20 protein-coding genes are annotated in these 22,623 nt (G+C 69.9%); 12 read left to right on the top strand and 8 right to left on the bottom strand.

All coding sequences use genetic code 11. The features are described from left to right. Positions 1-899: MFS transporter (locus tag ACQCX5_RS08455; protein WP_434541588.1), on the top strand; the 899-nt coding region annotated here is incomplete at its 5' end. A gap of 22 nt (positions 900-921) precedes the next feature. Continuing rightward, the gene (locus tag ACQCX5_RS08450; protein ID WP_434541587.1) at positions 922-1,521 is read left to right on the top strand and encodes an NUDIX hydrolase; all 600 of its coding nucleotides are present in this window, start codon (positions 922-924) and stop codon (positions 1,519-1,521) included. Between the two features lie 24 nt (positions 1,522-1,545). Here the strand turns inward: ACQCX5_RS08450 and ACQCX5_RS08445 are convergent, their stop codons facing one another. Beyond that, entirely contained in the window at positions 1,546-3,195 is a 1,650-nt protein-coding gene (locus ACQCX5_RS08445; RefSeq protein ID WP_434541586.1) for a DNA repair helicase XPB, read from the bottom strand. Between the two features lie 50 nt (positions 3,196-3,245). Between ACQCX5_RS08445 and ACQCX5_RS08440 the strand changes: the two genes are divergently transcribed. Both ACQCX5_RS08440 and ACQCX5_RS08435 read left to right on the top strand, forming a co-directional pair. Next, entirely contained in the window at positions 3,246-3,764 is a 519-nt protein-coding gene (locus tag ACQCX5_RS08440) for a hypothetical protein (protein ID WP_434541585.1), read from the top strand. Between the two features lie 57 nt (positions 3,765-3,821). Then, positions 3,822-4,046, top strand: coding sequence for a hypothetical protein (locus tag ACQCX5_RS08435; protein WP_434541584.1), 225 nt, complete (start codon positions 3,822-3,824; stop codon positions 4,044-4,046). Positions 4,047-4,522: 476 nt separating this feature from the next. Here ACQCX5_RS08435 and ACQCX5_RS08430 read toward each other — a convergent pair whose 3' ends face one another. Both ACQCX5_RS08430 and ACQCX5_RS08425 read right to left on the bottom strand, forming a co-directional pair. Beyond that, positions 4,523-6,655: a helicase-associated domain-containing protein gene (locus ACQCX5_RS08430; RefSeq protein ID WP_434541583.1), complete on the bottom strand. Its 2,133-nt coding sequence runs from the start codon at positions 6,653-6,655 to the stop codon at positions 4,523-4,525. A 3-nt stretch (positions 6,656-6,658) separates the two neighbouring features. Then, positions 6,659-7,459, bottom strand: a complete 801-nt coding sequence (locus tag ACQCX5_RS08425; protein WP_434541582.1) for a hypothetical protein — start codon at positions 7,457-7,459, stop codon at positions 6,659-6,661. Between the two features lie 186 nt (positions 7,460-7,645). On the opposite strand from ACQCX5_RS08425, the gene nagB reads away from it, so the two are divergent. After that, positions 7,646-8,428, top strand: coding sequence for a glucosamine-6-phosphate deaminase (gene nagB / locus ACQCX5_RS08420; RefSeq protein ID WP_434541581.1), 783 nt, complete (start codon positions 7,646-7,648; stop codon positions 8,426-8,428). A 23-nt stretch (positions 8,429-8,451) separates the two neighbouring features. Here nagB and ACQCX5_RS08415 read toward each other — a convergent pair whose 3' ends face one another. Continuing rightward, positions 8,452-9,339 (bottom strand): hypothetical protein, encoded by an 888-nt coding sequence (locus tag ACQCX5_RS08415; protein WP_434541580.1) that lies wholly within the window; start codon positions 9,337-9,339, stop codon positions 8,452-8,454. A gap of 325 nt (positions 9,340-9,664) precedes the next feature. Between ACQCX5_RS08415 and ACQCX5_RS08410 the strand changes: the two genes are divergently transcribed. Then, positions 9,665-10,048 (top strand): cold-shock protein, encoded by a 384-nt coding sequence (locus tag ACQCX5_RS08410; RefSeq protein ID WP_434541579.1) that lies wholly within the window; start codon positions 9,665-9,667, stop codon positions 10,046-10,048. After that, a complete protein-coding gene (locus ACQCX5_RS08405) occupies positions 10,048-10,854 on the top strand; it encodes a DUF3027 domain-containing protein (protein WP_434541578.1) in 807 nt (268 codons plus the stop codon). The genes ACQCX5_RS08410 and ACQCX5_RS08405 overlap by 1 nt, the downstream gene beginning before the upstream one ends. Here the strand turns inward: ACQCX5_RS08405 and ACQCX5_RS08400 are convergent. Then, a complete protein-coding gene (locus tag ACQCX5_RS08400; RefSeq protein ID WP_434541577.1) occupies positions 10,815-11,135 on the bottom strand; it encodes a DUF2530 domain-containing protein in 321 nt (106 codons plus the stop codon). The genes ACQCX5_RS08405 and ACQCX5_RS08400 overlap by 40 nt on opposite strands. 192 nt (positions 11,136-11,327) lie before the next feature. Between ACQCX5_RS08400 and ACQCX5_RS08395 the strand changes: the two genes are divergently transcribed. From ACQCX5_RS08395 to ACQCX5_RS08385, 3 genes are all read left to right on the top strand, one after another. Then, entirely contained in the window at positions 11,328-12,734 is a 1,407-nt protein-coding gene (locus ACQCX5_RS08395; RefSeq protein ID WP_434541896.1) for an NCS2 family permease, read from the top strand. 245 nt (positions 12,735-12,979) lie between these two features. After that, positions 12,980-13,645 (top strand): SIMPL domain-containing protein, encoded by a 666-nt coding sequence (locus ACQCX5_RS08390; protein WP_434541576.1) that lies wholly within the window; start codon positions 12,980-12,982, stop codon positions 13,643-13,645. Positions 13,646-13,714: 69 nt separating this feature from the next. Continuing rightward, positions 13,715-17,122 (top strand): pyruvate carboxylase, encoded by a 3,408-nt coding sequence (locus ACQCX5_RS08385; RefSeq protein WP_434541575.1) that lies wholly within the window; start codon positions 13,715-13,717, stop codon positions 17,120-17,122. A 27-nt stretch (positions 17,123-17,149) separates the two neighbouring features. On the opposite strand, the gene ACQCX5_RS08380 is transcribed toward ACQCX5_RS08385, so the two are convergent. Further along, positions 17,150-17,998, bottom strand: coding sequence for a hypothetical protein (locus ACQCX5_RS08380; protein ID WP_434541574.1), 849 nt, complete (start codon positions 17,996-17,998; stop codon positions 17,150-17,152). 138 nt (positions 17,999-18,136) lie between these two features. Between ACQCX5_RS08380 and ACQCX5_RS08375 the strand changes: the two genes are divergently transcribed. Further along, on the top strand, positions 18,137-19,147 hold the full coding sequence (locus ACQCX5_RS08375) for a hypothetical protein (RefSeq protein ID WP_434541573.1): 1,011 nt from the start codon (positions 18,137-18,139) through the stop codon (positions 19,145-19,147). Positions 19,148-19,183: 36 nt separating this feature from the next. Here the strand turns inward: ACQCX5_RS08375 and serC are convergent, their stop codons facing one another. After that, positions 19,184-20,290: a phosphoserine transaminase gene (gene serC, locus ACQCX5_RS08370; protein ID WP_434541572.1), complete on the bottom strand. Its 1,107-nt coding sequence runs from the start codon at positions 20,288-20,290 to the stop codon at positions 19,184-19,186. A gap of 990 nt (positions 20,291-21,280) precedes the next feature. Here serC and pdxH point away from each other — a divergent pair. Then, positions 21,281-21,937, top strand: coding sequence for a pyridoxamine 5'-phosphate oxidase (pdxH, locus tag ACQCX5_RS08365; protein ID WP_434541571.1), 657 nt, complete (start codon positions 21,281-21,283; stop codon positions 21,935-21,937). On the opposite strand, the gene ACQCX5_RS08360 is transcribed toward pdxH, so the two are convergent. Beyond that, a complete protein-coding gene (locus ACQCX5_RS08360; RefSeq protein ID WP_434541570.1) occupies positions 21,919-22,584 on the bottom strand; it encodes an acVLRF1 family peptidyl-tRNA hydrolase in 666 nt (221 codons plus the stop codon). The genes pdxH and ACQCX5_RS08360 overlap by 19 nt on opposite strands. Positions 22,585-22,623 lie beyond the last annotated feature (39 nt).

Raw genomic sequence — 22,623 nt, 5'->3', positions numbered from 1 at the left:
TGTTCTTGAATGCCCTCCCGTCCGCCCCCGCCCTTTCCCCCGCCTCGCAGCGGGCGCGGGCCATGGCCATCGTCGTCTGGGCCACCACGGTGGGCTCGGTTGCCGGGCCGCAGCTGACCGCGCCCGGTGCCGCATTGGGCAGGGCGCTGGGCCTGAACCACCTGGTCGGGCCCTATCTGTTCTCGGTGACGGCGTTCGTGCTGGCTGCGCTGATCACGCTGGGCATGAAGAAGCCGCAGCGTCCGCTGCACGAGGCCGGGTCGCGGCGCAACGTGTCGATGGCCGAATGCCTGCGGGTGGCCTGGAACCACCCCATGACCCTGCTCGGTGTGGTGGCGGTGATCACCGGCCAGATGATGATGACCAGCGTCATGGTGATGACCCCGCTGCACATGCACCACAATGACATGGGCCTCGAGGTCATCGGCATCGTCATCTCGGGCCACATCCTCGGCATGTACGGCCTCTCGCCCCTGGTGGGCTGGGCCTCGGACAAGCTCGGGGCTCGTCCGGTGATCTACATCGGCATGGGCATCTTCGTGATCGCGTTCGCGGTGGGTGTGCTCGATGCGCTCGGCCAGTCGCACCTGACCAGGCTGATCCCGGCGCTGTTCCTGCTGGGCGTGGGCTGGTCATGCACCCTGATCGCCGGTTCGGCACTGGTGGTGCAGACGGTTGACCCCGGCATCCGGGTGCCGATGCAGGGTACGGTGGACACGTTCATGAACTTCGGTGCCGCCGGCATCACGGCGGTCGCGGGCAGTGTGCTCGCGTGGCAGGGGTTCGTGGGCATCAACGTCATGGCGACGTGCGTGCTGCTGGTGCTGGCGCTGGCGGCGGTGCGGGCGAAGGTGTTGCCCGTGCAGGTGCACTCGGTCGCCGAACATCCCGAACGCTGAGCGGGCGACCTGGAGGAAGATCATGCTGGAGCGCGGCGACGACCGACCGCTGCGTCGCCGCCGCGCCGTCCGGCTGCTCGTGCGCTCCCGGGACGAGTCCGGCACAGCACGGGTGCTGCTCTTCGCCGACCGTGACCCCGGGTTGCCGGGCACGGAATGGTGGGTGACACCCGGCGGTGGCATGGACCCGGGGGAGTCCGAGCACCAGACCGGTGTGCGCGAACTGTTCGAAGAGACCGGACTGCAGGTGGGGCCGCGGCAGTTGCAGGGACCGGTGGCGCGCCGGCTGGTGGTGCACGGCTATTCCGACCAGGTGCTGGTGCAGGACGAGGCATTCTTCCTTGTCGAGACACCCGTCTTTGATGTCAGCACTGACGGGTTCACCCCGCTCGAACAGGTGACCCTGCTGTCGCACGGCTGGTTCGCCGCGCACGAGCTGAACGGCCGCGAGGTCTGGCCGGCGCAGCTGCACGGGGTCATCGACTGGGCCGGTGCCCCCGAGGTGGACTGGGGGCTCGTCGAGGAATCGACGGTTCCGGTCGGGGACCTGGAGCGGGTGGCCGAGGCGAGCCGCCGCCTGGTGCCGGGGGCCCAGCCGCACCCGCAATACCCGGGGCTGTGACGGCGCTGGTTGCCCCGCACCGGCTCAGGCGTCGAGCTGGTCCAGCTCTTCGGCGTCGATGATGCGGTAGGCATAGCCCTGCTCGGCCAGGAACCGTTGCCGGTGCTGGGCGAACTCGGCGTCGACCGTGTCACGGGCGACCACGGCATAGAACCGTGCCACCAGGCCGTCCTTGGGACGCAGCAGCCGGCCCAGGCGCTGTGCCTCTTCCTGCCGCGAGCCGAAGGCACCCGAGACCTGGATCGCCACCTCGGCGGTCGGCAGGTCGACCGAGAAGTTGGCCACCTTCGAGACGACGAGCCGCTTGATCTCGCCGTCGCGGAACTGCTGGTAGAGCAGTTCGCGCTGCTTGTTGGTCGTGGCGCCCGTGATCAGCGGTGCATCGAGGGCCTCGGCGAGTTCTTCGAGCTGGTCGACGTACTGCCCGATCACCAGTGTGGGCTGCTCACGGTGCCGCTCGGCCAGCTCGACCACCACCCGGTGCTTGGACGCTGTGGTCGACGCCAGCCGGTAACGCACGTCGGGCTCGGCCATGGCCTGGGCCATGCGCTCGTCCTCGTCAAGGGTGACCCGCACCTCGACGCAGTCGGCCGGGGCGATCCAGCCCTGCGACTCGAGGTCCTTCCACGGCGCGTCGTAGCGTTTGGGGCCGATGAGGCTGAACACGTCACCCTCGCGGCCGTCCTCACGCACCAAGGTCGCCGTCAGCCCCAGACGGCGCCGGGCCTGCAGGTCGGCCGTCATGCGGAACACCGGTGCCGGCAGCAGGTGCACCTCGTCATAGATCACCAGCCCCCAGTCGCGGGCGTTGAACAGTTCCAGGTGCGGGTGCACACCGCCGCGCTTGGTGGTGATCACCTGGTAGGTGGCGATGGTGACCGGACGAATTTCCTTGCGGGCGCCCGAATACTCGCCGATCTCGTCGGGGGTCAGCGACGTGCGCTTGACCAACTCGTCGCGCCACTGGCGGGCCGCGACAGTGTTGGTGACCAGGATCAGCGTGGTGGCCTGGGCGAGCGCCATCGACGCGGCCCCGACCACTGTCTTGCCGGCGCCACACGGCAGCACCACCACCCCTGAACCGCCGTGCCAGAACGACTCGGCCGCCACTTTCTGGTAGGGCCGCACCGCCCATCCGTCCTCGTCCAAGGCGATCGCGTGGGCCTCTCCGTTGACGAACCCGGCCAGGTCTTCGGCGGGCCAGCCGATGCCCAGCAGCACCTGCTTCAGGTGGCCGCGCTCGCTGGGATGCACGACCACAGTTTCGTCGTCGATGCGTTCGCCGACAAGGCCCTTCACCTTCTTGGCGCGCAGCACCTCGGTGAGCACGGCCTTGTCCTGGCTGACCATCACCAGGCCGTGGGTGGGGTGCTTCTCGATGCGCAGCCGGCCATAGCGGGCCATGGTCTCGGTGATGTCGATCAGCAGCGACCCCGGCACGGGGTAGCGCGACCACGTCAGCAGCGCATCGACCACCTGCTCGGCATCATGCCCGGCGGCGCGGGCGTTCCAGAGGCCGAGCGGGGTGATGCGGTAGGTGTGCACATGCTCGGGGGCGCGTTCGAGTTCGGCGAAGGGCGCGATCGCCATGCGCACTGTCTCGGCGTCGGGGTGGTCGACCTCGAGCAGCAGGGTGCGGTCGGACTGCACGATCAGGGGATTGGTCGGGTTCATCCTGACGAGTATCCCCCGAAGCGCAAGTCGACAGGAACGCGCGACCTCAGGTGCACGACGGCGACGGCGTCGGGGCCGTCGAGACCTCCGGTGCCGTTGACGACGCGGTCGCCGCGGGTGACATGACCGGCTCGGTCACCGCGGGCGCGGACGACGGCGCCGGGGTGCCGGGGGCCGATGCCGTCGCGGTGTGGGTCACGTCACTGGTCGAGCACGCATTCGCCATGGGCACCGTCGAGGTGCTCGAGGGCTCCGTGGACGGTCCCGCCGATGACGGTGGCACCGATGCCGGCGCCGACGGGCTCGTCGTCGCCGGGGAGCTCGGGCTCGGTGAGGTTGCCGTGGGCATCGTCGAGGCGGGGTTGCTCGTGGGCGTGCCGCTGTCGCTCGCCCTGGGGGCGGGTTTCGGCGGCGGCACGATCACGATCGCGCGCCATTCGCCCTGCAGCCCGTTGCCGTCGACGGCAGCGACCTGCACCAGGATGTTCTCGTTCGAGTTGGGCCAGGCCAGCGTGATCGAGTTCGTGGTGGTGTGCCCCATCAGGAACCCGCCCGCCAGCACCACGTAGTGGCGGATGCCGGCGCTGTCGTGGCTCGGGTCCCAGCCGACGGTGTAGGTGGAGTTGGTGTTGCTCACCAACCGCAGCCCCCGCACCGGGGTCGGCAGGGTCCGGTCCTCGTGCAGCGCCGGGCTCGACGCGCTGATCGGCAGGGTCGAACTCGCGGACGACGCCGATGCCGGGCTGGATGCGGGTGTGGTCTGGTCCGGCGGCAGGGTGATGGCCGAGCCGGAAGGATGGCTGGACACGTGGGGTTGCGGCACGTCGGCCGAGGCATCCCCGAGCCGGTAGGGGGTCAGGTACAGCGTCGCCCCGCCCACGGCACACACGGCCAGGACGGCGATTCGGCGAATCGTGGACCCCTTCACGCGTCCATCGTACGAAAGGCCACCGGGCAAGCCACGGTCGTTTCAGCCTTGTGGCGGCTTCTTCAGAGTCTCTTCATACGCCTCTCAGCCGCGATGTCGACCGCGTCACACCACCTCGACGCCTGCCGGACATGCACGCTGACACCTTTCGGTGCACACCGACACCTGTCAACGGGTGTCGCCGCGTGCACAAGGGTGTCGACGCGCACGAACAGCCCGGTTCCGGGTGCACAACTGGCGCCAGTGTCGGGTGTGCAAGCCCTCGGGGTGGTTGGGGTTGCAGTAGTGGCGTCAGCGTCACATGTGCAGGTCGGCGAGCCCGGCATGCCCGCTCGGCGGTCACCGGGCCGACGCTCCCATTTTCTCCCGGGGCCCAGGGGGGCGCGGCGCGTCCCGTACTCACCCCGGTGCCACCCGGACGACCCTCGCCACGGACAGGTTCAGCGGCGCCGAGGCCTTGCGCACGATCCTGACCTGGCCACCCGAGACCCCCAGCACCCGCACCCGGTCGGTCTGGGGACGCCCGTGGGCATCGACATGGGTGACCTCGACCCAGTCGCCGCTGGCCAGCGCCGACTGCAGCGCACCCACCAGGTCGTCGGCGGCAGCCACCGGGTCGGGCTGCAGCAGCTGGCGGGCCAGCATCTCGACCTGGTCGCGGCCCGGGGGCTCAGGTTCTGTGACGGGTGCCGCGGCATGGCTGGCCCGGCGCGGTCGTGGCGCGTGCACCTGTTCACCGTTGGCCGACTTCGCCACCGGCGCATGGCCCATCGCCTGCAGCGCTTCCACCACCTCGGCGACGTCCCCCTGGGTGACCACAGCCTGCGGGCCCACCTTGGTGAGCCCCAGCAGCCCGGCTTGTGGTGAGCGCAGCAGCGCCTCGAGCACCGCGGGGTCGGCGATGGTGACCACGGCAGCGGCAGGCATCACCTGGATCTGCCCGTGCTGGCGGGCGACATCGCCGACCAGGTAGGTCAGCGGCTGTGGCAGCGGCGTCAGGGAATGGCTGGTCAGCCAGTCGATGACCTGGTCGGCGGTGAACCCGTGGTCGAGCGCCCGCCGGATGCTGGTGGGGGTGAACCGGCGGGTGCCCCGTTCGCGGTCGGTCAACAGGTCGAGCCGGCGCCGCACCGCCACCTGCAGCGGGCCCACGGGCATCGCGCTGAGGTCGGCCTGCACCACGAACTGGTGGGTGGGCTCGGGGAACCCGGGGTCCTCGTCCGCTTCGAGCAGGTGCGAGGTGCGACCCAGGGCGAGCACACCCAGCGTGGTGGCCTCGGTGACGAAGTGTCGGGCCGCCTCGGCGATCAGCTGCGGGTCCCACGTGGGGTGGCGCCAGCCCGAGCGTGCGGCCAGCAGCGGGGCGTCGACGGCGGTGCCGGACGGGGCATGGCGCAGTTCGGCGAGCAGCGCCCGCCGCACCCCGACAATGGGGCGCTGGCCCTGGGGTGCCAGTGGGTCGGCGTCGACGCTGGGCCACCGGTCCAGGTGTGTCCAGGCCCGCACGAGGTCACGCCATTGCTGCCAGGCCGGCTGCTGGGCCCAGCGGTCGAATGCCGGTGTGGCGAGCCAGCCCAGACCCTGGGGCGCGATCAACTGGGCCTGCCGGGCAAGGGCCAGCAACAGCGCGACGCTGGTCTCGTTGCGGTGGGCAGCCAACTGCTTGAACTCGCGGCGGCCCAACCCGCCGGTGGCCAGCACCCGGGGCGGCTGGGCAATGATGTCCTCGACCAGGTCGGTGAACAGTTCGAGAGCCTCGTTGGCCGTGCCGAGCGCCGCGTTCGCGCGCACCGGGGTGGGCTCGGCCGGCGGCAGCGGTGCCGGGCGGGTGGCCACCGGCTCGGCGAACAGCCGTCCACCGCGCAGGCGCAGTGAGACCTCGCGGGCCAGCACCACTTGGTCGTCGCTGATGGGGCGCAGCACCTTCTTCGCGACCAGATGCTCGCTCGGGGTGCTGGCGTTGGTCGTCGTGATCGGGCGCTGCGCGTGGCGCAGCCTGCCAACGGGCTGCCAGACCAGCTTGTCGACGATGGTCCGCTGGTCGGCGGGCAGGTCGGCGAACAGGGCATCGATGCTGGCGTCGGTGAGCGGCATCGGGCTCGGAGCCGCCAGGCCTGCGGGGTGCGGCCCGAAGGCATGGGCGGCGGCCCTGGTCAGCAGCACGGTGCCGGTGCGGGTGTTGGTGCGCCATGCCAGCGCCCGGGCCACCAGGGTGTCGAGGGCGGCCTGCACCGCCGAGGTGTCGGCGTCGAGTTGGGCAGCCAGCCCCCGGGCGGTGGTGGGTTCGGGCTGGGCCGCCAGCGCCTCGGCAACGGCCCGCTGCCACGTGTCGAGCCGGTCGACGGCCATGCCCGCGCTGACCGGGGACGAGGCGCGTTCCACGAGTTCAGCGAGGCTGGCGGGGCGCGGTTGGGCCAGGTCGGGGCGGGCGAGCATGAGGGTGACCAGCCCCCGCTCGTCCATCGCGCGAATGGCCTCGGCGAGCGTGCGGGGGGCGGGCTGGGGTGGTGCGGAAGGGTTCACGGGTGCCACGGGTCAGGGCTGTTGGGAACGCCGGGGCCACACCAGCCAGATGCCATAGCCGAGGCTGACCAGCGAACCAACGCGCGCCCACGTGCCCATCGAGGCGACCACGTCCTGGGACAGGTCGAGCATGAAGGCCAGCAGCACGGCGGCCGCGGCGCTGATGCCGATGACCATGCGCAATCTTTGCGCCTGCGGCTTGTGCTTGATGCGCGTGGCGAGCACTGCGGCGACCAGCAGCATGGCGATCGACAGCTGCGGGATGAGGGCACCCAGCGCGAGGGCGATCACCAGGGGCCAGGTGAGTCGCATGCCGATGGTCTGAGCGACCGAACTGGCCTGCCCTGCGCGGGTGGTGGGCTGGCGGTACTGCAGCGCCGGGTCGTAGCCGTAGTGCGAACCCGGGGCGGGGGCGCCCGGCGGGGTCCAGGTTGCCTGCACCGGTTCGCCGGTGGGTGCGCCCAGGTTCGCCAGCGACGACTCGGTCACCATGGGCGCTCGCGGGTTGAACGGCGCTTCCTGGGTGATGGTCGCGGCGTGGGTCGAACCCCAGGCGCTGCTGGTGGCGGTGGTCATCGCCTTCGATGCGGTGGCGAACGCCTGCTGCGGGTTGCGGGTGGGGCCCTTGTCGATGCCGATGGCCGCCAGGTCAGGCCCCGGCTGCGGGGTGAAAGCGTCCGGGGGTGCGAGGGGACGACCTTCGGCCAGCGACGGTTCGGGTGGGGCCTCGCCCAGCGGGTCGGCGCGTGGCGCGGCGAACCCATCGGGTCGTTCGTTCGGCGCGTACTCGGCGCCGTCGCTCCAGGAGGCCATGGGGGGATTCTAGCGAGCGGGTGGTGGCAGGCGTGGGCGGTGCGCAAGTGGTGCGGAATCAGGCGGCATTGAGCGATCTGGGGCGACCGGTGAGCGTTTGAGCGTCCACCGTGCGCGAATGTTCAGGTGGCCGGTGTGCTGATCACTAGCGTGTGACCCGAGCTGAACAGTCCGAGAGGAACCGTCGTGGAAGTCATCATCTGTGCGTCTGAAGGCGAGGTGGCCACCATGGCCGCAGCACGGATCGCCGAGGCGCTGTCGCGCCGACCAGACCCTGTTATGGGGCTTGCCACGGGCAGTTCGCCGCTCGGCACCTATGCCAAGCTCAAGGAACGCGTGGATTCGGGCAAGCTCGACCTGACCCGCGCCAGGTTCTTCGCGCTGGACGAGTACATCGGCCTGCCCCCGAGTGACCCCAACAGCTACGCAGAAACGATCCGGACGACGTTCACCGAACCGCTCGGGGTGAACCCTGCGCAGGTGCGGGTTCCGGACGGCATGGCTGCTGACATCGATGCGGCCTGCGATGCCTACGAGGCGGCGATCCGCGATGCGGGGGGCATCGACGCGCAGATCCTGGGCATCGGCTCGAACGGGCACATTGGGTTCAACGAGCCCGGCTCGTCGTTCGCCAGTCGCACCCGCCCCAAGACGCTCACCGCGACCACCCGCGCCGACAACGCGCGGTTCTTCGGCGAGGGCCGGGTGCCGACCCACTGTGTGACCCAGGGCCTCGGCACCATCATGGACGCGGGCCGGCTGGTGCTCACCGCCACCGGCGCCAAGAAGGCCGCCGCGGTGGCCGCAGCGGTCGAGGGACCGGTGACGGCGATGTGCCCGGCGAGCATCCTGCAGTTCCACCGGTACGCCACCGTGGTGGTCGACGAGGCCGCGGCCTCGAAACTGCAACTGCACGAGTACTACCGCGACACCTTCGACATGCTGCCCGAGGGGTACCGGCCGCACTGAGCCGGTGCCCACCCGGGGCGGCACTACCGAGTGGTGGGCTGCGCCGGCGCAACGGGCAGACCGCACCGGGCCGCCATGACCGACGACATGTCGCCGGGCGCGGTGGGCCCGGTGAAGATCTGCCGGCACACGGCGGCGCTCATGCCCCGGCTGCCCTGGGACGTCACGAGCCCGGCGTCGTCCTGGCAACCGGTGTAGTTCACCCTGAACACGCGCGGGCCGGACGGTGATGTGACGTGCAGCATGACGCGCATGGCCAGGTCGGATTCTTCGCAGCCCTCGGCGTGGGGCAGGGGTTGTGTGCCCATCCGGTTCAACTGCTTGGCGAAGTCCTTGGCCGACTTGCCCTCGAGCTGCCGCGACGACCACAGGCTCAGGCCGTCCGGTTCGGCGCGGTACTGGCAGATGGACACGTGGTCGCTGGAGGCGATGTCTGCCAGCGCGCCGAGTTGCTGCTGCGGACGCAGGGGGCACCCATTGTGGTCAGGACTGTTGTCAGGGCCGGCGCCGAATGAGGTCACCGACGACAGAATCCGTGCGGCCACCTGCGTGATGTCGGGATGGTCAGCCGCATAGGCAGCGCCCCACGAGACCAGCACGCCGTAATCACCGACCATGGTTTTCGGTTGGGTCGCCCAGGCCCCGGGCAGGTCGTCCCGAGGGCCAAGGAACTCGACACGAGGGCCTTGATCGGCCGAGGGGCCTGCCGCACCGCGCGTACACGCTGTGAGCACCACGGCCGTGCGGTCCGGCCCGAGCGCGACCTTGGGTTCGGTGGTGACGCCCTGCTGGCAGGTGTCGCCCGCTTCATAGCCCCATGAGGCAGGTACCTGCACCTGGACCCCGTTGCGCCCGATCCAGACCCAGGCATCGGGGGTCGAGGTCTCGGCGGGTGCGGTGCGATTGACCACAAGACCGCCAGGGCCGCCAGTAGCGCCAAGGCGGCGAGAGCAACGGCGATCCCCGCGATGCGATTGCTCATGGTGCTGACCTCATCACAGGCGTTCCTGCAACCAGTCGGGGCCCGCGAAATGTAATGAATTCGAGACGTGCTATCCCCTGCAGCGGCCCGATCAACGGGTACGCGCTGGCCGCCCGTCGAGCCGAGCCGGTAGGCTTGGGGACGAATGGCGCGCAGCACTGCCGCCGTGCCCGCCGGGACCACCCGGCTCCACCAGTACACCGCCGGCCCGCCGGCACATGAGTATCCGGGACACCGGCAGATGAGGGGTTGACGTGCCGATCGGCAAGGTGCGTTTCTACGACGCAGAGAAGGGCTTCGGATTCCTGCAGAAGGAGGACGGGGGAGACGTCTACGTGCGCGCCAACGCGCTGCCCGCGGGCGTCACGTCGCTGAAGGCCGGCCAGAAGGTCGAGTTCGGCATCATCGAGGGTCGTCGCGGTGAGCAGGCCCTGTCGGTGACGCTGCTCGAGACGCCCCCGTCGCTGTCGAAGGCCTCACGCCGCAAGCCCGACCAGATGGCCGTGATGGTCGAAGACCTGATCAAGCTGCTCGACGGCATCGGCAACGACTACCGCCACAATCGCCACCCCGACGCGCGCCATTCGGCCAAGATCGCGCAGGTGCTGCGCGCCGTGGCCGAAGAACTGGAGAAGTGATGACGACCGCGCTCACCACTGCACCCACCACGACCACCACTCGCAGGCCGAAGCTCGACGCCGTCACCGCTGCGGCGGTTGACCAGGCCCGCGTGGCCGCCGAGGCCTACGCCGGCGACTTCGGGGTCGGTGAGCACGAGGGCGTGGTGGCCGACGACGAGCGCGCCGTCACCCACCTGTTCGCGTGCACGCACCCTGGTTACCAGGGCTGGCACTGGGCCGTCTCGATGGTGCGCGCCTCGCGTGCCCGCGTCGCCACCGTGAACGAGGTCGAACTCTTGCCCGGCGACTCGGCTCTGCTCGCCCCGGCGTGGTTGCCGTGGGAACAGCGCATCCAGGGCGGCGACATCGTCCCCGGCATTTTGCTGCCGACCCTCGACAACGACCCGCGCCTCGAGCCCGGGTTCACCGGTGGCGAGCATGCCGCCGATGCCGACCCGGCCGAATGGTCGGCGACCCGTGCGGTCGTGGCCGAGCTGGGCCTGGGTCGTGAGCGGGTGCTCACCCGAGAAGGACGAGACCTGGCGGTCGAACGCTGGCTCGCCGGCGATGGCGGTCCTGACAACCAGATGACGCGGCAGGCCCCGGCCGAGTGCATCACCTGCGGCTACTTCCAGCGGCTGAGCGGCAGCCTGGGCGTGCAGTTCGGCGTGTGCACCAACGAGTTCAGCAGCGCCGATGGTCGCGTCGTCAGCATCGACCACGGCTGCGGTGGCCATTCGAACGTCGTCGCCGAGGAGCGCGGTGTCGAACTGCCCGGCCCGGTCTATGACACGGTCGAGACCGACGACGTGCTGTTCGACTGAGCCGTTGACTGGGCGCGCCTGACCCGGCGGCGGCGCACCAGGTAGACCAGCGCGAGCCCGCCCACACCGATGCCGGCCACGCAGGTCCACGTGTACCACGCCGGCGCGGCGTCGCCGCGCAGCAGCATCACCACCAGCCCCACCGCCCAGGCGATGGTGCCGATGATGGCCGCCTGCACGCCGTCCTCGTCGAGGGGGGCCACCGGCGCCTGCACCAGCCCGCGCCGACGGGGCTCGACAGTGGCTCGCGTGGCGTCGTCCGGGGTTTCGGCTGGCTGCATGCCACCAGCTTAATGTGCTCTACCCGCATGGTGAGGTTTAGGGTTTGCCTCATGGTTCACACAACTCAACAGGACTCATCCCCCGGGTCAACGGTCGCCGAGCTCGGCCGACTTGACCGATTCTTCGAGATCACCAAGCGTGGTTCGACCACCGCTCGCGAAGTGCGTGGTGGATTGGTCACCTTCTTCACGATGGCCTACATCATCGCGCTGAACCCCCTCATCATCGGAACTGCTGCCGACAAGAACGGCAACCTCATCAGCGGCGCCCCCATGTACCTGGACGCCGCGAAGACCCAGCTGAACGACGCGGCCATCACCGAGTCGAAGCTGATGGTGGCCGCAGCCACCGCATTGGTCGCCGGTGTGCTGACCATCCTCATGGGCGTCGTCGGTCGCTTTCCGCTCGCCCTGGCCACCGGTCTTGGCCTGAACGCGCTGCTGGCCTTCGTGCTCGCCCCGCAGATGACCTGGCCGCAGGCCATGGGTCTGATCGTCTGGGAGGGCATCCTGATCACGGTGCTGGTGCTCACCGGGCTGCGTGAGGCAATCTTCCGGGCCGTGCCCTCGGCGCTGCGTTCGGCCATCTCGATCGGCATCGGCCTGTTCATCACCCTGGTCGGCCTGGTCTCGGCCGGTGTCGTGCGCCAGGGTGCCGGTACCCCGCTCGAACTGGGCGTGGGTGGGCAGCTGATCGGCTGGCCCATCGCCATCGCCGTGTTCGGCTTCCTGCTGCTCGTGGTGCTGGTCGTCAAGAAGGTGCCCGGCGCCATGCTCATCTCGCTGCTGGTGACATCGGCGGTGGCTGTCATGGTCGAACTGGTCGTCAAGGTGGGCCCGCGCCTCGGCCCCGACAACCCGACGGGCTGGTCGCCCAATGGCCCCGTGCTGCCCGACGCCTCGGCGTGGGTCAGCCCCAACCTGGGCCTGCTCGGACGAGTGGACCTGCTCGGCGCTTTCTCACCCGACGGCAAGTTCCACCTGGGCTATGTGCTCGGGCTGTTGCTGGTGGTGTTCTCGCTGCTGCTCGCCGACTTCTTCGACACCATGGGCACCGTCGTGGCCGTGGGTGCCGAGGGCGACCTGCTCGACGAGCAGGGCAACCCGCCGCGGCTGCGCGAGGTGCTGCTGGTCGACTCACTCGGTGCCGTCGCCGGTGGTCTGGGCTCGGTCTCGTCCAATACCTCGTTCGTCGAGTCGACCTCGGGTGTCGCCGAGGGTGCCCGCACCGGCCTGGCGTCGGTGGTCACCGGTGTGGCGTTCATCCTGGCGCTGTTCCTGTCACCGGTGGTGAGCATGGTGCCGGCCGAGGCCGCGGCCTCGGTGCTGGCCTATGTCGGCTTCCTGATGATGGCGCAGGTGACCAAGGTCAGCTGGGACGACATCGAAGAGGGCATCCCTGCCTTCCTGACCATCGTGCTGATGCCGTTCGCGTACTCGATCACCACCGGCATCGGCGCGGGCTTCATCGTGTGGGTGCTGGTCAAGGTGCTCAAGGGCAAGGCCAAGCAGGTGCACCCGCTGATGTGGGGTGCTTCGATCGCCTTCGTCGTGTACTTCTCCCAAGGGCTGTTGATGAGCTTGATCGACAAGATCTGAGGCAGCCCCCGCGTTTGCCTGTCATAGCCAAAGCTGCCCTCGAAATGTCGAGGGCAGCTTTGGCTTTCGAGGGCAGCTGTGTGTGCCGAGGTGGTCTGGGGGGCGGAGGGCCTGCTTCGTCCACGTTGACACCTTTGGGTGCGCGTTGACACCTGTGTGTGGGTGTCGGGGTGTGCGCGAGGGTGTCGGCGTGCACTTGGTGGGGTGACCGGCGTGGTGTCGGCATTCGCGGGCACACTTGACCCATGGAGATCTCCGTCCGCTCCCGAGCCATCGGCCGCCGCCAGCCCGACATCGCCGCGCTGTACCTGCGCGCCTCCCATGAATCCCCGAACCGCGAGGACGCCGCCCTGCGCGTGCACGAGCTGATGTCGTCCGCGACACAACAGCTCAACACGCTCAAGGACACCCGTCCCGAGGTCGTCGACAAGCTCGTCATCTCACCAGTCGGCGTGCGCACGTGGCGCCCCTGGAACAAGGGCAAGCAGATGCCGCCGCTGTACGAGGCCTCCGCGACCATCGAGGTGCGGCTCACCGATGTCGAGGTCGTCTCAGAACTCGCCTCGGGCTGGAGCACCATCGAGGGCCTCAACTTCGGCGCCCCCCACTGGCTGCTGACCGACGATTCCAAGGCCGCCCTCGAAGAAGAGGTCACCGCCGAGGCCGTCCGACTGGCCCGCCGCCGCGCCGAACTGATGGCCACCGCCAGCGGGTTCAGCAGCGTCGTGCCCATCCAGGTCGCCGACTCCGGACTGCTGTCAGAGGGGGCTCGCCCCGAGGCAATGTTCGCCATGGCCGCCCCTGCAGCAGCGCGGGGCAGCGCCGGTGGTGCCCCCATGCCCGAGTTCGAGATCAAGCCCGAAGAGATCACCCTCGACGTCTCGATCGAGGCCCGCTTCCGCGCCGAATAGGCGCCCCCCGACCGGTCACCCGTTGGCGCGCTGGCGTCGTCCGGGGCACCTGCCACTAGTCTGGGCCCCATGTTTTCCAAGGTGCTAGTGGCCAACCGTGGCGAGATCGCCGTCCGTGCATTCCGTGCAGCTTTCGAGCTGGGTGCCCGGACGGTGGCCGTCTTCCCCTACGAAGACCGCGCTGCTGAGCACCGCATCAAGGCGGACGAGGCCTACCTGATCGGCGAGAAGGGCCACCCCGTCAGTGCCTACCTCGACATCGACGAGGTCATCCGCGCCGCCAAGGAATCCGGCGCCGACGCGATCTATCCCGGCTACGGCTTCATGTCCGAGAACCCCGACCTGGCCCAGGCCTGCGTCGACAACGGCCTGACCTTCATCGGCCCGCCCGCCGCCGTGCTCGAGCTCGCCGGCAACAAGGTGCGCGCCATCGAGGCCGCCCGCGCCGCGGGCCTGCCGACGCTGAAGTCGTCGGCCCCGTCCCAGGACGTCGACCAGCTGGTGCGCGAGGCCGCCGAGATCGGCTTCCCGGTCTTCGTCAAGGCCGTCGCCGGTGGCGGTGGTCGCGGCATGCGCATGGTCGAGAACCCGGACGACCTGCGCGAGGCACTCGACGCGGCCATGCGCGAGGCGCTCGGCGCGTTCGGCGATGCGACCGTCTTCGTCGAGCAGGCGGTGAAGCGCCCCCGCCACATCGAGGTGCAGATCCTCGCCGACTCCCAGGGCAATGTCATCCACCTCTACGAGCGTGACTGCTCGATCCAGCGCCGCCACCAGAAGGTCATCGAGATGGCCCCGGCGCGCAACCTCGACCCCGCACTGCGCGATGCGTTGTGCCACGACGCGGTGACGTTCGCCAAGTCGATCAACTACTCCTGCGCCGGCACCGTCGAGTTCCTGGTCGAGACCGTCGGTCCCCGCGCCGGCGAGCATGTCTTCATCGAGATGAACCCCCGCATCCAGGTCGAGCACACAGTCACCGAAGAGGTCACCGATGTCGACCTGGTCGCCTCGCAGATGCGGATCGCCGCGGGTGAGTCGCTGGCCGACCTGGGACTGACCCAGCAGGGCATCCACCTGAACGGGTTCGCGCTGCAGGCCCGCATCACCACCGAGGACGCCTCGAACGGCTTCCGTCCCGACACCGGCGTGATCAGTGGCTACCGCTCGGCGTCCGGGGCCGGCATCCGACTCGACGGCGGCACCGTCGCCACGGGCGTCGAGATCAGCGGCTTCTTCGACTCGCTGCTGGTCAAGGTCACCGCCCGCGGCCGTGACTTCGAGACCGCGCTGCACCGCCAGCGCCGCGCGCTCGCCGAGTTCCGGATCCGTGGTGTGTCCACGAACATCCCGTTCCTGCGGGCCGTGCTGGACGACCCCGACTTCGCGGCGGGCAACACCTCGACCCACTTCATCGACGAACGGCCCTACCTGCTGACCTCGCGCGCCCCGGCCGACCGGGGCACCAAGGTGCTGCGGTGGCTCGCCGACGTCACCGTCAACAAGCCGCACGGCGAGGCGCCGACCCTGCTCGAGCCGGCCGAGAAGCTGCCCGCCTGGGACCCGAAGGTCGAGCCGGCCGCAGGGTCGAAGCAGCGGCTGGACGAACTGGGCCCGACCGGGTTCGCAAAGTGGCTGCGCGATTCGGAGCATGTCGAGGTCACCGACACGACCTTCCGCGATGCCCACCAGTCGCTGCTGGCCACCCGCGTGCGCACCCGCGACCTGCTGGCCGTCGCGCCCGTCGTGGCGCGCAACGCCCCCGAACTGATGTCGGTCGAATGCTGGGGTGGTGCGACCTATGACGTCGCACTGCGCTTCCTAGGTGAAGACCCGTGGGACCGGCTGGCCCGCATGCGCGAGGCCATGCCGAACCTGGCCCTGCAGATGCTGCTGCGTGGTCGCAACACCGTCGGCTACACCCCGTACCCGACCAAGGTGACCACGGCCTTCGTCCAGGAGGCGGCCGCCACCGGTGTCGACATCTTCCGCATCTTCGACGCGCTCAACGATGTCGACCAGATGCGTCCGGCCATCGACGCCGTGCTCGAAACCGGGACGTCGGTCGCCGAGGTGGCGCTGTGCTACACGGCCGACCTCTCCGACCCCCGCGAAGACCTGTACACGCTCGACTTCTACCTGAAGCTGGCCGAGCAGATCGTCGACGCCGGTGCGCACGTGCTGGCCATCAAGGACATGGCCGGCCTGTTGCGCCCACCCGCCGCCTACACCCTGGTCAAGGCGCTGCGCGAGAACTTCGACCTGCCGGTGCACCTGCACACCCACGACACCGCCGGCGGCCAGACCGCCACACTGCTGCGCGCGATCGATGCCGGCGTCGACGCCGTCGACGTCGCGGCTGCCCCGATGGCCGGCACCACCAGCCAGCCGCCGGCCTCAGCGCTGATCATGGCGCTGCAGCACGGCCACCGCACCACCCGGCTCAACCCCGATGCGGTGGCCGACCTCGAGCCGTACTGGGAGGCGCTGCGCAACCTGTACCGCCCCTTCGAATCGGGTCTGGCCAGCCCCACCGGGCGCGTGTACCGCCACGAGATCCCCGGTGGCCAGCTGTCGAACCTGCGCCAGCAGGCCATCGCGCTGGGGCTCGGCGACCGCTTCGAGCAGATCGAGGCCATGTACGCCGCAGCCAACCGCATCCTCGGTCGTCCGACGAAGGTGACCCCATCGTCGAAGGTCGTCGGCGACCTGGCGCTGCACCTGGTGGCCGTCAATGCCGACCCCGATGTGTTCGAGGCCGACCCGCAGAAGTTCGACATTCCCGACTCGGTCATCGGCTTCCTGAATGGCGAGCTCGGCACCCCGGCCGGTGGCTGGCCCGAACCGTTCCGCACGAAGGCACTCGAGGGTCGCGCCCACCCGGCGCGGTTGACCGAGCTGACCCCCGAGGACGAGGCACTGCTCGACCAGGCCGGACGTGACCGCCAGCAGGCGCTGAACCGGCTGTTGTTCCCCGGCCCGACGAAGTCGTTCCACGAATCGCGTGAAGAGTTCGGCAACCTGACCGGCATGCCGACGGTGCCCTACCTGTACGGCCTGCAGCCGGGCGTGGAACAGGCGATTTCGCTCGACAAGGGCGTGACCCTGATCACCAGCCTCGAGACGATCGGCGAGCCTGACAAGAAGGGCAAGCGCACCGTCATGACCCAGTTCAACGGCCAGATGCGGCCGGTGCGGGTGCGTGACCTGTCGATCAAGCCCGAGATCGTGGCCGCTGAGCGTGCTGACACCTCGAACCCCGGACACGTGGCCTCACCCTTCTCGGGCGCGGTGACGGTGCGGGTCGCCCAGGGTGACGTCGTCAACGCCGGTGACACGGTGGCGGTGATCGAGGCCATGAAGATGGAGGCATCGATCAATGCGCCGATCAGCGGTGTGGTCGAGCGTGTCGTGGTCACCGAGACGGTGCAGACCGAGGGCGGCGACCTGCTGCTGGTGATCAAGCCGCAGGGCTGAGCTGCTGGTTGCGGCTCTGGTGACGACTCAGCGCCGCGGCTGTCGTCCCGTCACGATCGGCGCCGTCGGGTCAAGGTCCCGGCGGCCGGTCGCGCGGCCCTGTCGTCCGGTGACCATGGGGGCAGTCGGGTCGAACTCGGCGCCCGGGTCGCGGCGGCGGGTGCCCGTCGTGGTCGGCTCACCCGCTGGGGGAGTGATGGTCATCTCGGCGCGGCTGGTCTCCCACCAGGCGCAGTACAGGTCGGGCAGCGCCCGGTCGGCCGAACGAGCCTGGTCGGTCCAGCCCACGAAGGCGTCGAGGAAGCTCGACAGGTACCTGGCGCCGCCGGCCCAGTCAGGGTCGACCCGGTCGAGCACCGCCCGCAGCGCGTCGGCGGTGGCCAGCACGTGCGGGTTCTTGGCGTAACCCACCCGCATGCCGTGTGCGGGGCGGATCGGCAGGGCCACGTCGTTGGCGAACAGGTTGCCCAGGCTGTAGCTCGAATGCAGCCCGGCCTTGGTCAGCGCGAAGTCGAACGCCTCGGTCTGGGGCGGGGTGAGTGTCATGGTGGCGGTGCCCCAGTCGCGGGCATCGACCCAGGCATCGACGACCTTCCAGGACGGCACCAGCCGCGACGGCTCGACATAGCGGCCGGCGATGAGGGTTTCCCAGTCGGTGGGCTTCGGCACATCGGTGGGAATGACCCTTGCGAGCGGGTCACGCCGGAACATCGGCCCGACCTTGCGGATCATGCTCGGCTTCAACTGTTCTTCTGTTGCGGGCACGGCAAAGGTCTCCGAGGCGATCTGGCGCAACTGCGCGGCCAGGCCGTCGTCGGCGCCGAACATGTCCCGCACGTCGTACACGCTGATGGCGTGCAGCCGGAGCTCACCCATGTGCCTACGGTAACCCATGCCGGCAGGCGCCGCGGGACGGGATAAAGTGGCGGGGATGAACATCCACAGCCGCAAGGCCCTCGTGAGCGCGGTACTCGTGCTCATGGTTGTGCTCGTGGTGCTGGGGGCGGTGTTCACGTGAGCGAACGGGGAGTCATGGCAGGGTTCGGCGTCGGTGCCCGCACCACGGTGTTGGCGGCGCTGCTCGCCGGGGCCACGGCGGTGACTGCGACCCCCGCACTGGCCCAGGACCGGACGATCACGCTGAACCAGCCGCTGGCGCTGACGGGCCTGGCGGCCGACCCGCAACGCAGCGTCTACTGGGCAGTGGTCGACCCCACGAGACCGCAGATTGCCGCCATCGGCGCGTCGGGCAGCTATGTCGGCGACATGCAGTTGAGCGAACCGGTCACGAGCCTGCAGGCCCTGGCGAGTCGCGGTGGCGTGCTCTACCTGGGCGACATCGGGGATCCCACCGCAGCCCGGCAGTCGGTGACGGTGCTGCGGGTCGGGCGCCCGTTCGTGGGCACGGTGGTGCCGACCGAATGGACGTTCACCTATGCCGACGGGCCGCATGACGCGGCCGCGCTGGCCGTCTCGGGGCGCGGCAACCTCTACGTGGTGACGCGCGGCCAGAACCCGGGCATCTACCGGGCCGACGGGCAGCCATCGGCCGAGGCCACCAACACCTTCGTCCGGGTGGCCGATGCGCCGCAGGGCGTCAGTGATGCGGTGTTCCTGCCGGACGGCACGACCCTGGCCATGTGGGGCTCTGCCGGGTTGCACCTCGTCGACGCCGTGGGCTTCAAAACCGTGGCGCTGGGGCCGGTGCCCCGCACCGGCGAGGCGATCACGATGGGGCTGGAACAGCAACTGCTGATGCTTGGCACGGGCGGCGGGCAACCGAGGATCGTCGCGACGCCGCGACCCACGGGCTTCGCGTCAGTGACGCCGAGCCCCTCAGCGGCCGCCAGCCCTTCGGCCGTGCAGACCACGACGGCGGCCAGCCCGGTGCCGACCACGCCAGACCCCGCGAATGCGCGCACCGGCACCGCAGCCGCGATCGTCGGCGCCGGGGTGCTGGCGCTCGCAGCCGGTGCGGTGACCCTGGTGCAGAAGCGGCCGAAGCCGAGGCGCCGGGCCGACTGAGCGATGCCGCTCGGCAGTGTTGCTCAGCGGTGTTGCTCAGCGGTGCTCGAGCAGCCAGTCGATGCAGGTCAGCAGGCGACGCACGTCGTCGGGGTCGACGCTGGCGAAGCAGCCGATGCGCAGCTGGTTGCGGCCGAGCTTGCGATAGGGCTCGGTGTCGACGATGCCGTTGGCGCGCAGGTCGGCGGCCAGCTTCTTCGCGTCGACCGTGTCGTCGAAGTCGATGGTGGCGACCACCGGCGAGCGGAACTCAGGGGCCACGAACGGCCTTGCCAGTGCGTGGTTGTCGGCCCATTCGTAGACGAGGTCAGTCGAGGCCTTGGTGCGTCCGGCAGCGAAGTCGAGCCCGCCGTTGTCGACCAGCCACGCCAACTGGTCGGCCAGCAGCACCAGGGTGGCGATCGCGGGGGTGTTGAGCGTCTGGTTGGCGCGTGAGTTGGTGGCGGCCACGGTCAAGTTGAGCGATTCGGGCACCCAGCGGTCGGTGCGTTCGGTCAGGCGCGCGGCTCGCTCGAGTGCGGCGGGCGAGCACCAGGCCAGCCACAGGCCCCCGTCAGAGCTGAAGTTCTTCTGCGGGGCGAAGTAGTAGACGTCGGTCTCGGCCAGGTCGACGTGCATGCCGCCCGCCGACGAGGTGGCATCGACGAGGACGAGCGCATCACCGATGCCCTCGGGCCGGTCGACGGGCGCGGCGGCGCCGGTGGAGGTCTCGTTCTGGGCCCAGGCATAGAGGTCGACGCCCTCGACGGCGGTGGGCACGACGGAGGTGCCGGGCTCGGACTCGATGACCACCGGCTCGGCCAGGAACGGCGCCCGGGCAGTGGCGGTGGCGAACTTCTTCGAGAACTCGCCGAACACGCCGTGGGCGCTGCGCTGCTCGACCAGTGAGCAGGTGGCGACGTCCCAGAACATGGTGGCGCCGCCGTTGCCCAGCACCAGTTCGTAGCCGTTGGGTGCGTTGAACAGGTCGGCGGCCAGGTCCTGGACCTTCGCGACCAGGTTCTTGACCGCCGGCTGGCGGTGCGACGTGCCCAGCAGCGGGCTCTGGGCAAGCGCCGCGACGGCCTCGGGACGCACCTTGGCGGGGCCGCTGCCGAAGCGTCCGTCGAGGGGCAGCAGGTCATCGGGAATCACAGCACTCATGGGGGTGATTCTTCCATCGGGGGCTGGGTGGTGGTGTGCGCAGGGTTGCTGGCGGACGGGTGGGGTGTTGTAGCGGTGCCGAACCGTTGGTAGTCGAACGGTTCGGCACCGCTGGGGCTGAGGTGGGTGGTGGCGGGGTCGTGGACGAGGCCTGGTGGGGCTCTTCGGGATCCGCCCGGCGGGTGTGGTGCCGGTGCGGCTGGTGGGCGGGGCTCTGGATCTTGCACAAGTGGCACGTGTGCCTCGTCCGCAGCTGGTTTGCCCGGACCGGGGCGCATTCGTGGCGCTGGTGTCACGTGTGCAGGTTCGGTGGTGGTGGCGGGGCCGTGGACGAGGCATGCTCAAGCCCTTCGGGCCCGCTCGGCGAGTCTGATGCCGGTGCAGGCCCCACCCCGCCCGGGTGAAAGGCGCCCCGATCTTGTACAAGTGGCACGTGTGCCTCGTCCGCAGCTGGTTTGTCCGGACCGGGGCGCATTCGTGGCGCTGGTGTCACGTGTGCAGGTTCGGTGGTGGTGGCGGGGCCGTGGACGAGGCCTGGTGCGGGCTCTTCGGGATCCGCCCGGCGGCTCTCAGGTGGTTCGCGTCTGGGTGAAGTCCGCCCCGGATCTTGCACAAGTGGCACGTGTGCCTCGTCCGCAGCTGGTTTGCCCGGACCGGGGCGCATTCGTGGCGCCGGTGTCACATGTGCAGGTTCGGGGTGCTGGGCGGGGCCGTGGACGAGGCATGCTCAAGCCCTTCGGGCCCGCTCGGCGAGTCTGATGCCGGTGCGGGCCCCACCCCGCCCGGGTGTGGGGCGCCCCGATCTTGTACAAGTGGCACGTGTGCCTCGTCCGCAGCTGGTTTGTTCGGGACGGGGCGCATTCGTGGCGCCGGTGTCACGTGTGCAGGTTCGGGGTTCGTGGACGAGGCCTCCTGCAGCCCTTCGGGGTCTGCCCGGCGGGTGTGGTGCCCCGCAGCGCCCCCCACCCCGCCGAGGTGTTGAATAGCCCCATGGCCGATCTGCACAGCGCGCGACGTGATTACCAGGGCGAACCCATCGTCGAGACGGATTCACCCTGGACCCTGTTCGACCGCTGGTTCACCGGTGCCCGCACCGCCCAGCAGGCCGGGGTGATCACGGAGGCCGCCGCGATGACCGTCGCCACCGCCGATGTCGACGGCCAGCCCAGCACCCGGGTGCTGCTGCTCAAGGCCTACAGCGCCGACTTCGGACCCCACGGCGGGTTCGACTTCTACAGCCACGCCACCTCGCGCAAGGGCCACCAGCTCGAGGTCAACCCGCGCGTGGCACTGCAGTTCTATTGGCCCCCGCTCAACCAGCAGGTGCGCATCGAGGGAACCGTCGAGGTCAAGCCGCGCGATGAGGCCGAGGCCTACTGGCACACCCGTCCGCTGGCCTCACAGGTCGCCGCACTGGTCTCGCACCAGTCACACCCGCGCAACTCGCGGGCCGACCTCGAACAGGCATTTGCCGAAGCCAGCGCCCAGTATGCCGACCAGCAGGTGCCGTGCCCGCCGTCGTGGCGCGGCTACCGCGTCAGCCCGCACCGCATCGAGTTCTGGCAGGGCCTGCCCGGCCGACTGCATGACCGGGTCAGCTACGACCTGGTCGACGGGCAGTGGCGCCATCAGCGACTCGACCCCTGAGCCGCATCGTCCAGGTCGATGGCGACCGCCCTGAACTGCGCCACGGACGCCTGCAGCACGTCGAGCCGGGGGTCAGCCACCGGCAGCACCGGGTGGTTGCTGCGCAGCGCGGCGAGCTTCGCCAGCCGCCGATCGGCGAACACCGCCGCGATGAACGTCGCATCACCGCCACACACCACCGCGTCCAGCGAGTCGACCTCGGGCAGCAGCCGGGTGAGGCAGCGCTCGATGGTGTCGTCGACGGCCTTGTCGGTCTGGTTGCCCCGCCGCCGGGCGTAGCGCTGCTGTGACCAGCCACCGGCTTTCGTCCGTCCCTGCACGTATGACGTGTCGACCTTGGACGAGACCAGGCCGGCGCCCTCGGCAACACCGACGGCATGGGCAGACTTGCGCCCCAGCACCAGGCCCAGTCGACGGTCGCGGGTCAGGTGGCGCACCACCTCGCCGGGTGAGGCATCGGCCGCCAGCGGTGCCCACGGGTTCACCAGCCGCGCATGGGCGCCGTCCGTTGCGGCCAGCACCGCGCCGTCGGCCTGTACTGTCCAGGTGGTCAGCCCGTGTGACTGGCGGAACCGGTCGATCCAGCCGTTGAGCCGCTCGGGCGCGACGCTGACGCGCCTGGTCCAGTGGGGGGTCGCGTCGTCCATGTGACAACGCTATTGGCTGAACCTGTTCTGGGCAGCGTC

Origin of the sequence: Aestuariimicrobium sp. G57 (assembly GCF_050110855.1) — a bacterium.
Lineage (GTDB): Bacteria > Actinomycetota > Actinomycetes > Propionibacteriales > Propionibacteriaceae > Aestuariimicrobium.
The sequence above is the reverse complement of the archived record's forward strand: the minus strand, read 5'-3'. Positions and strand labels throughout refer to the sequence as shown.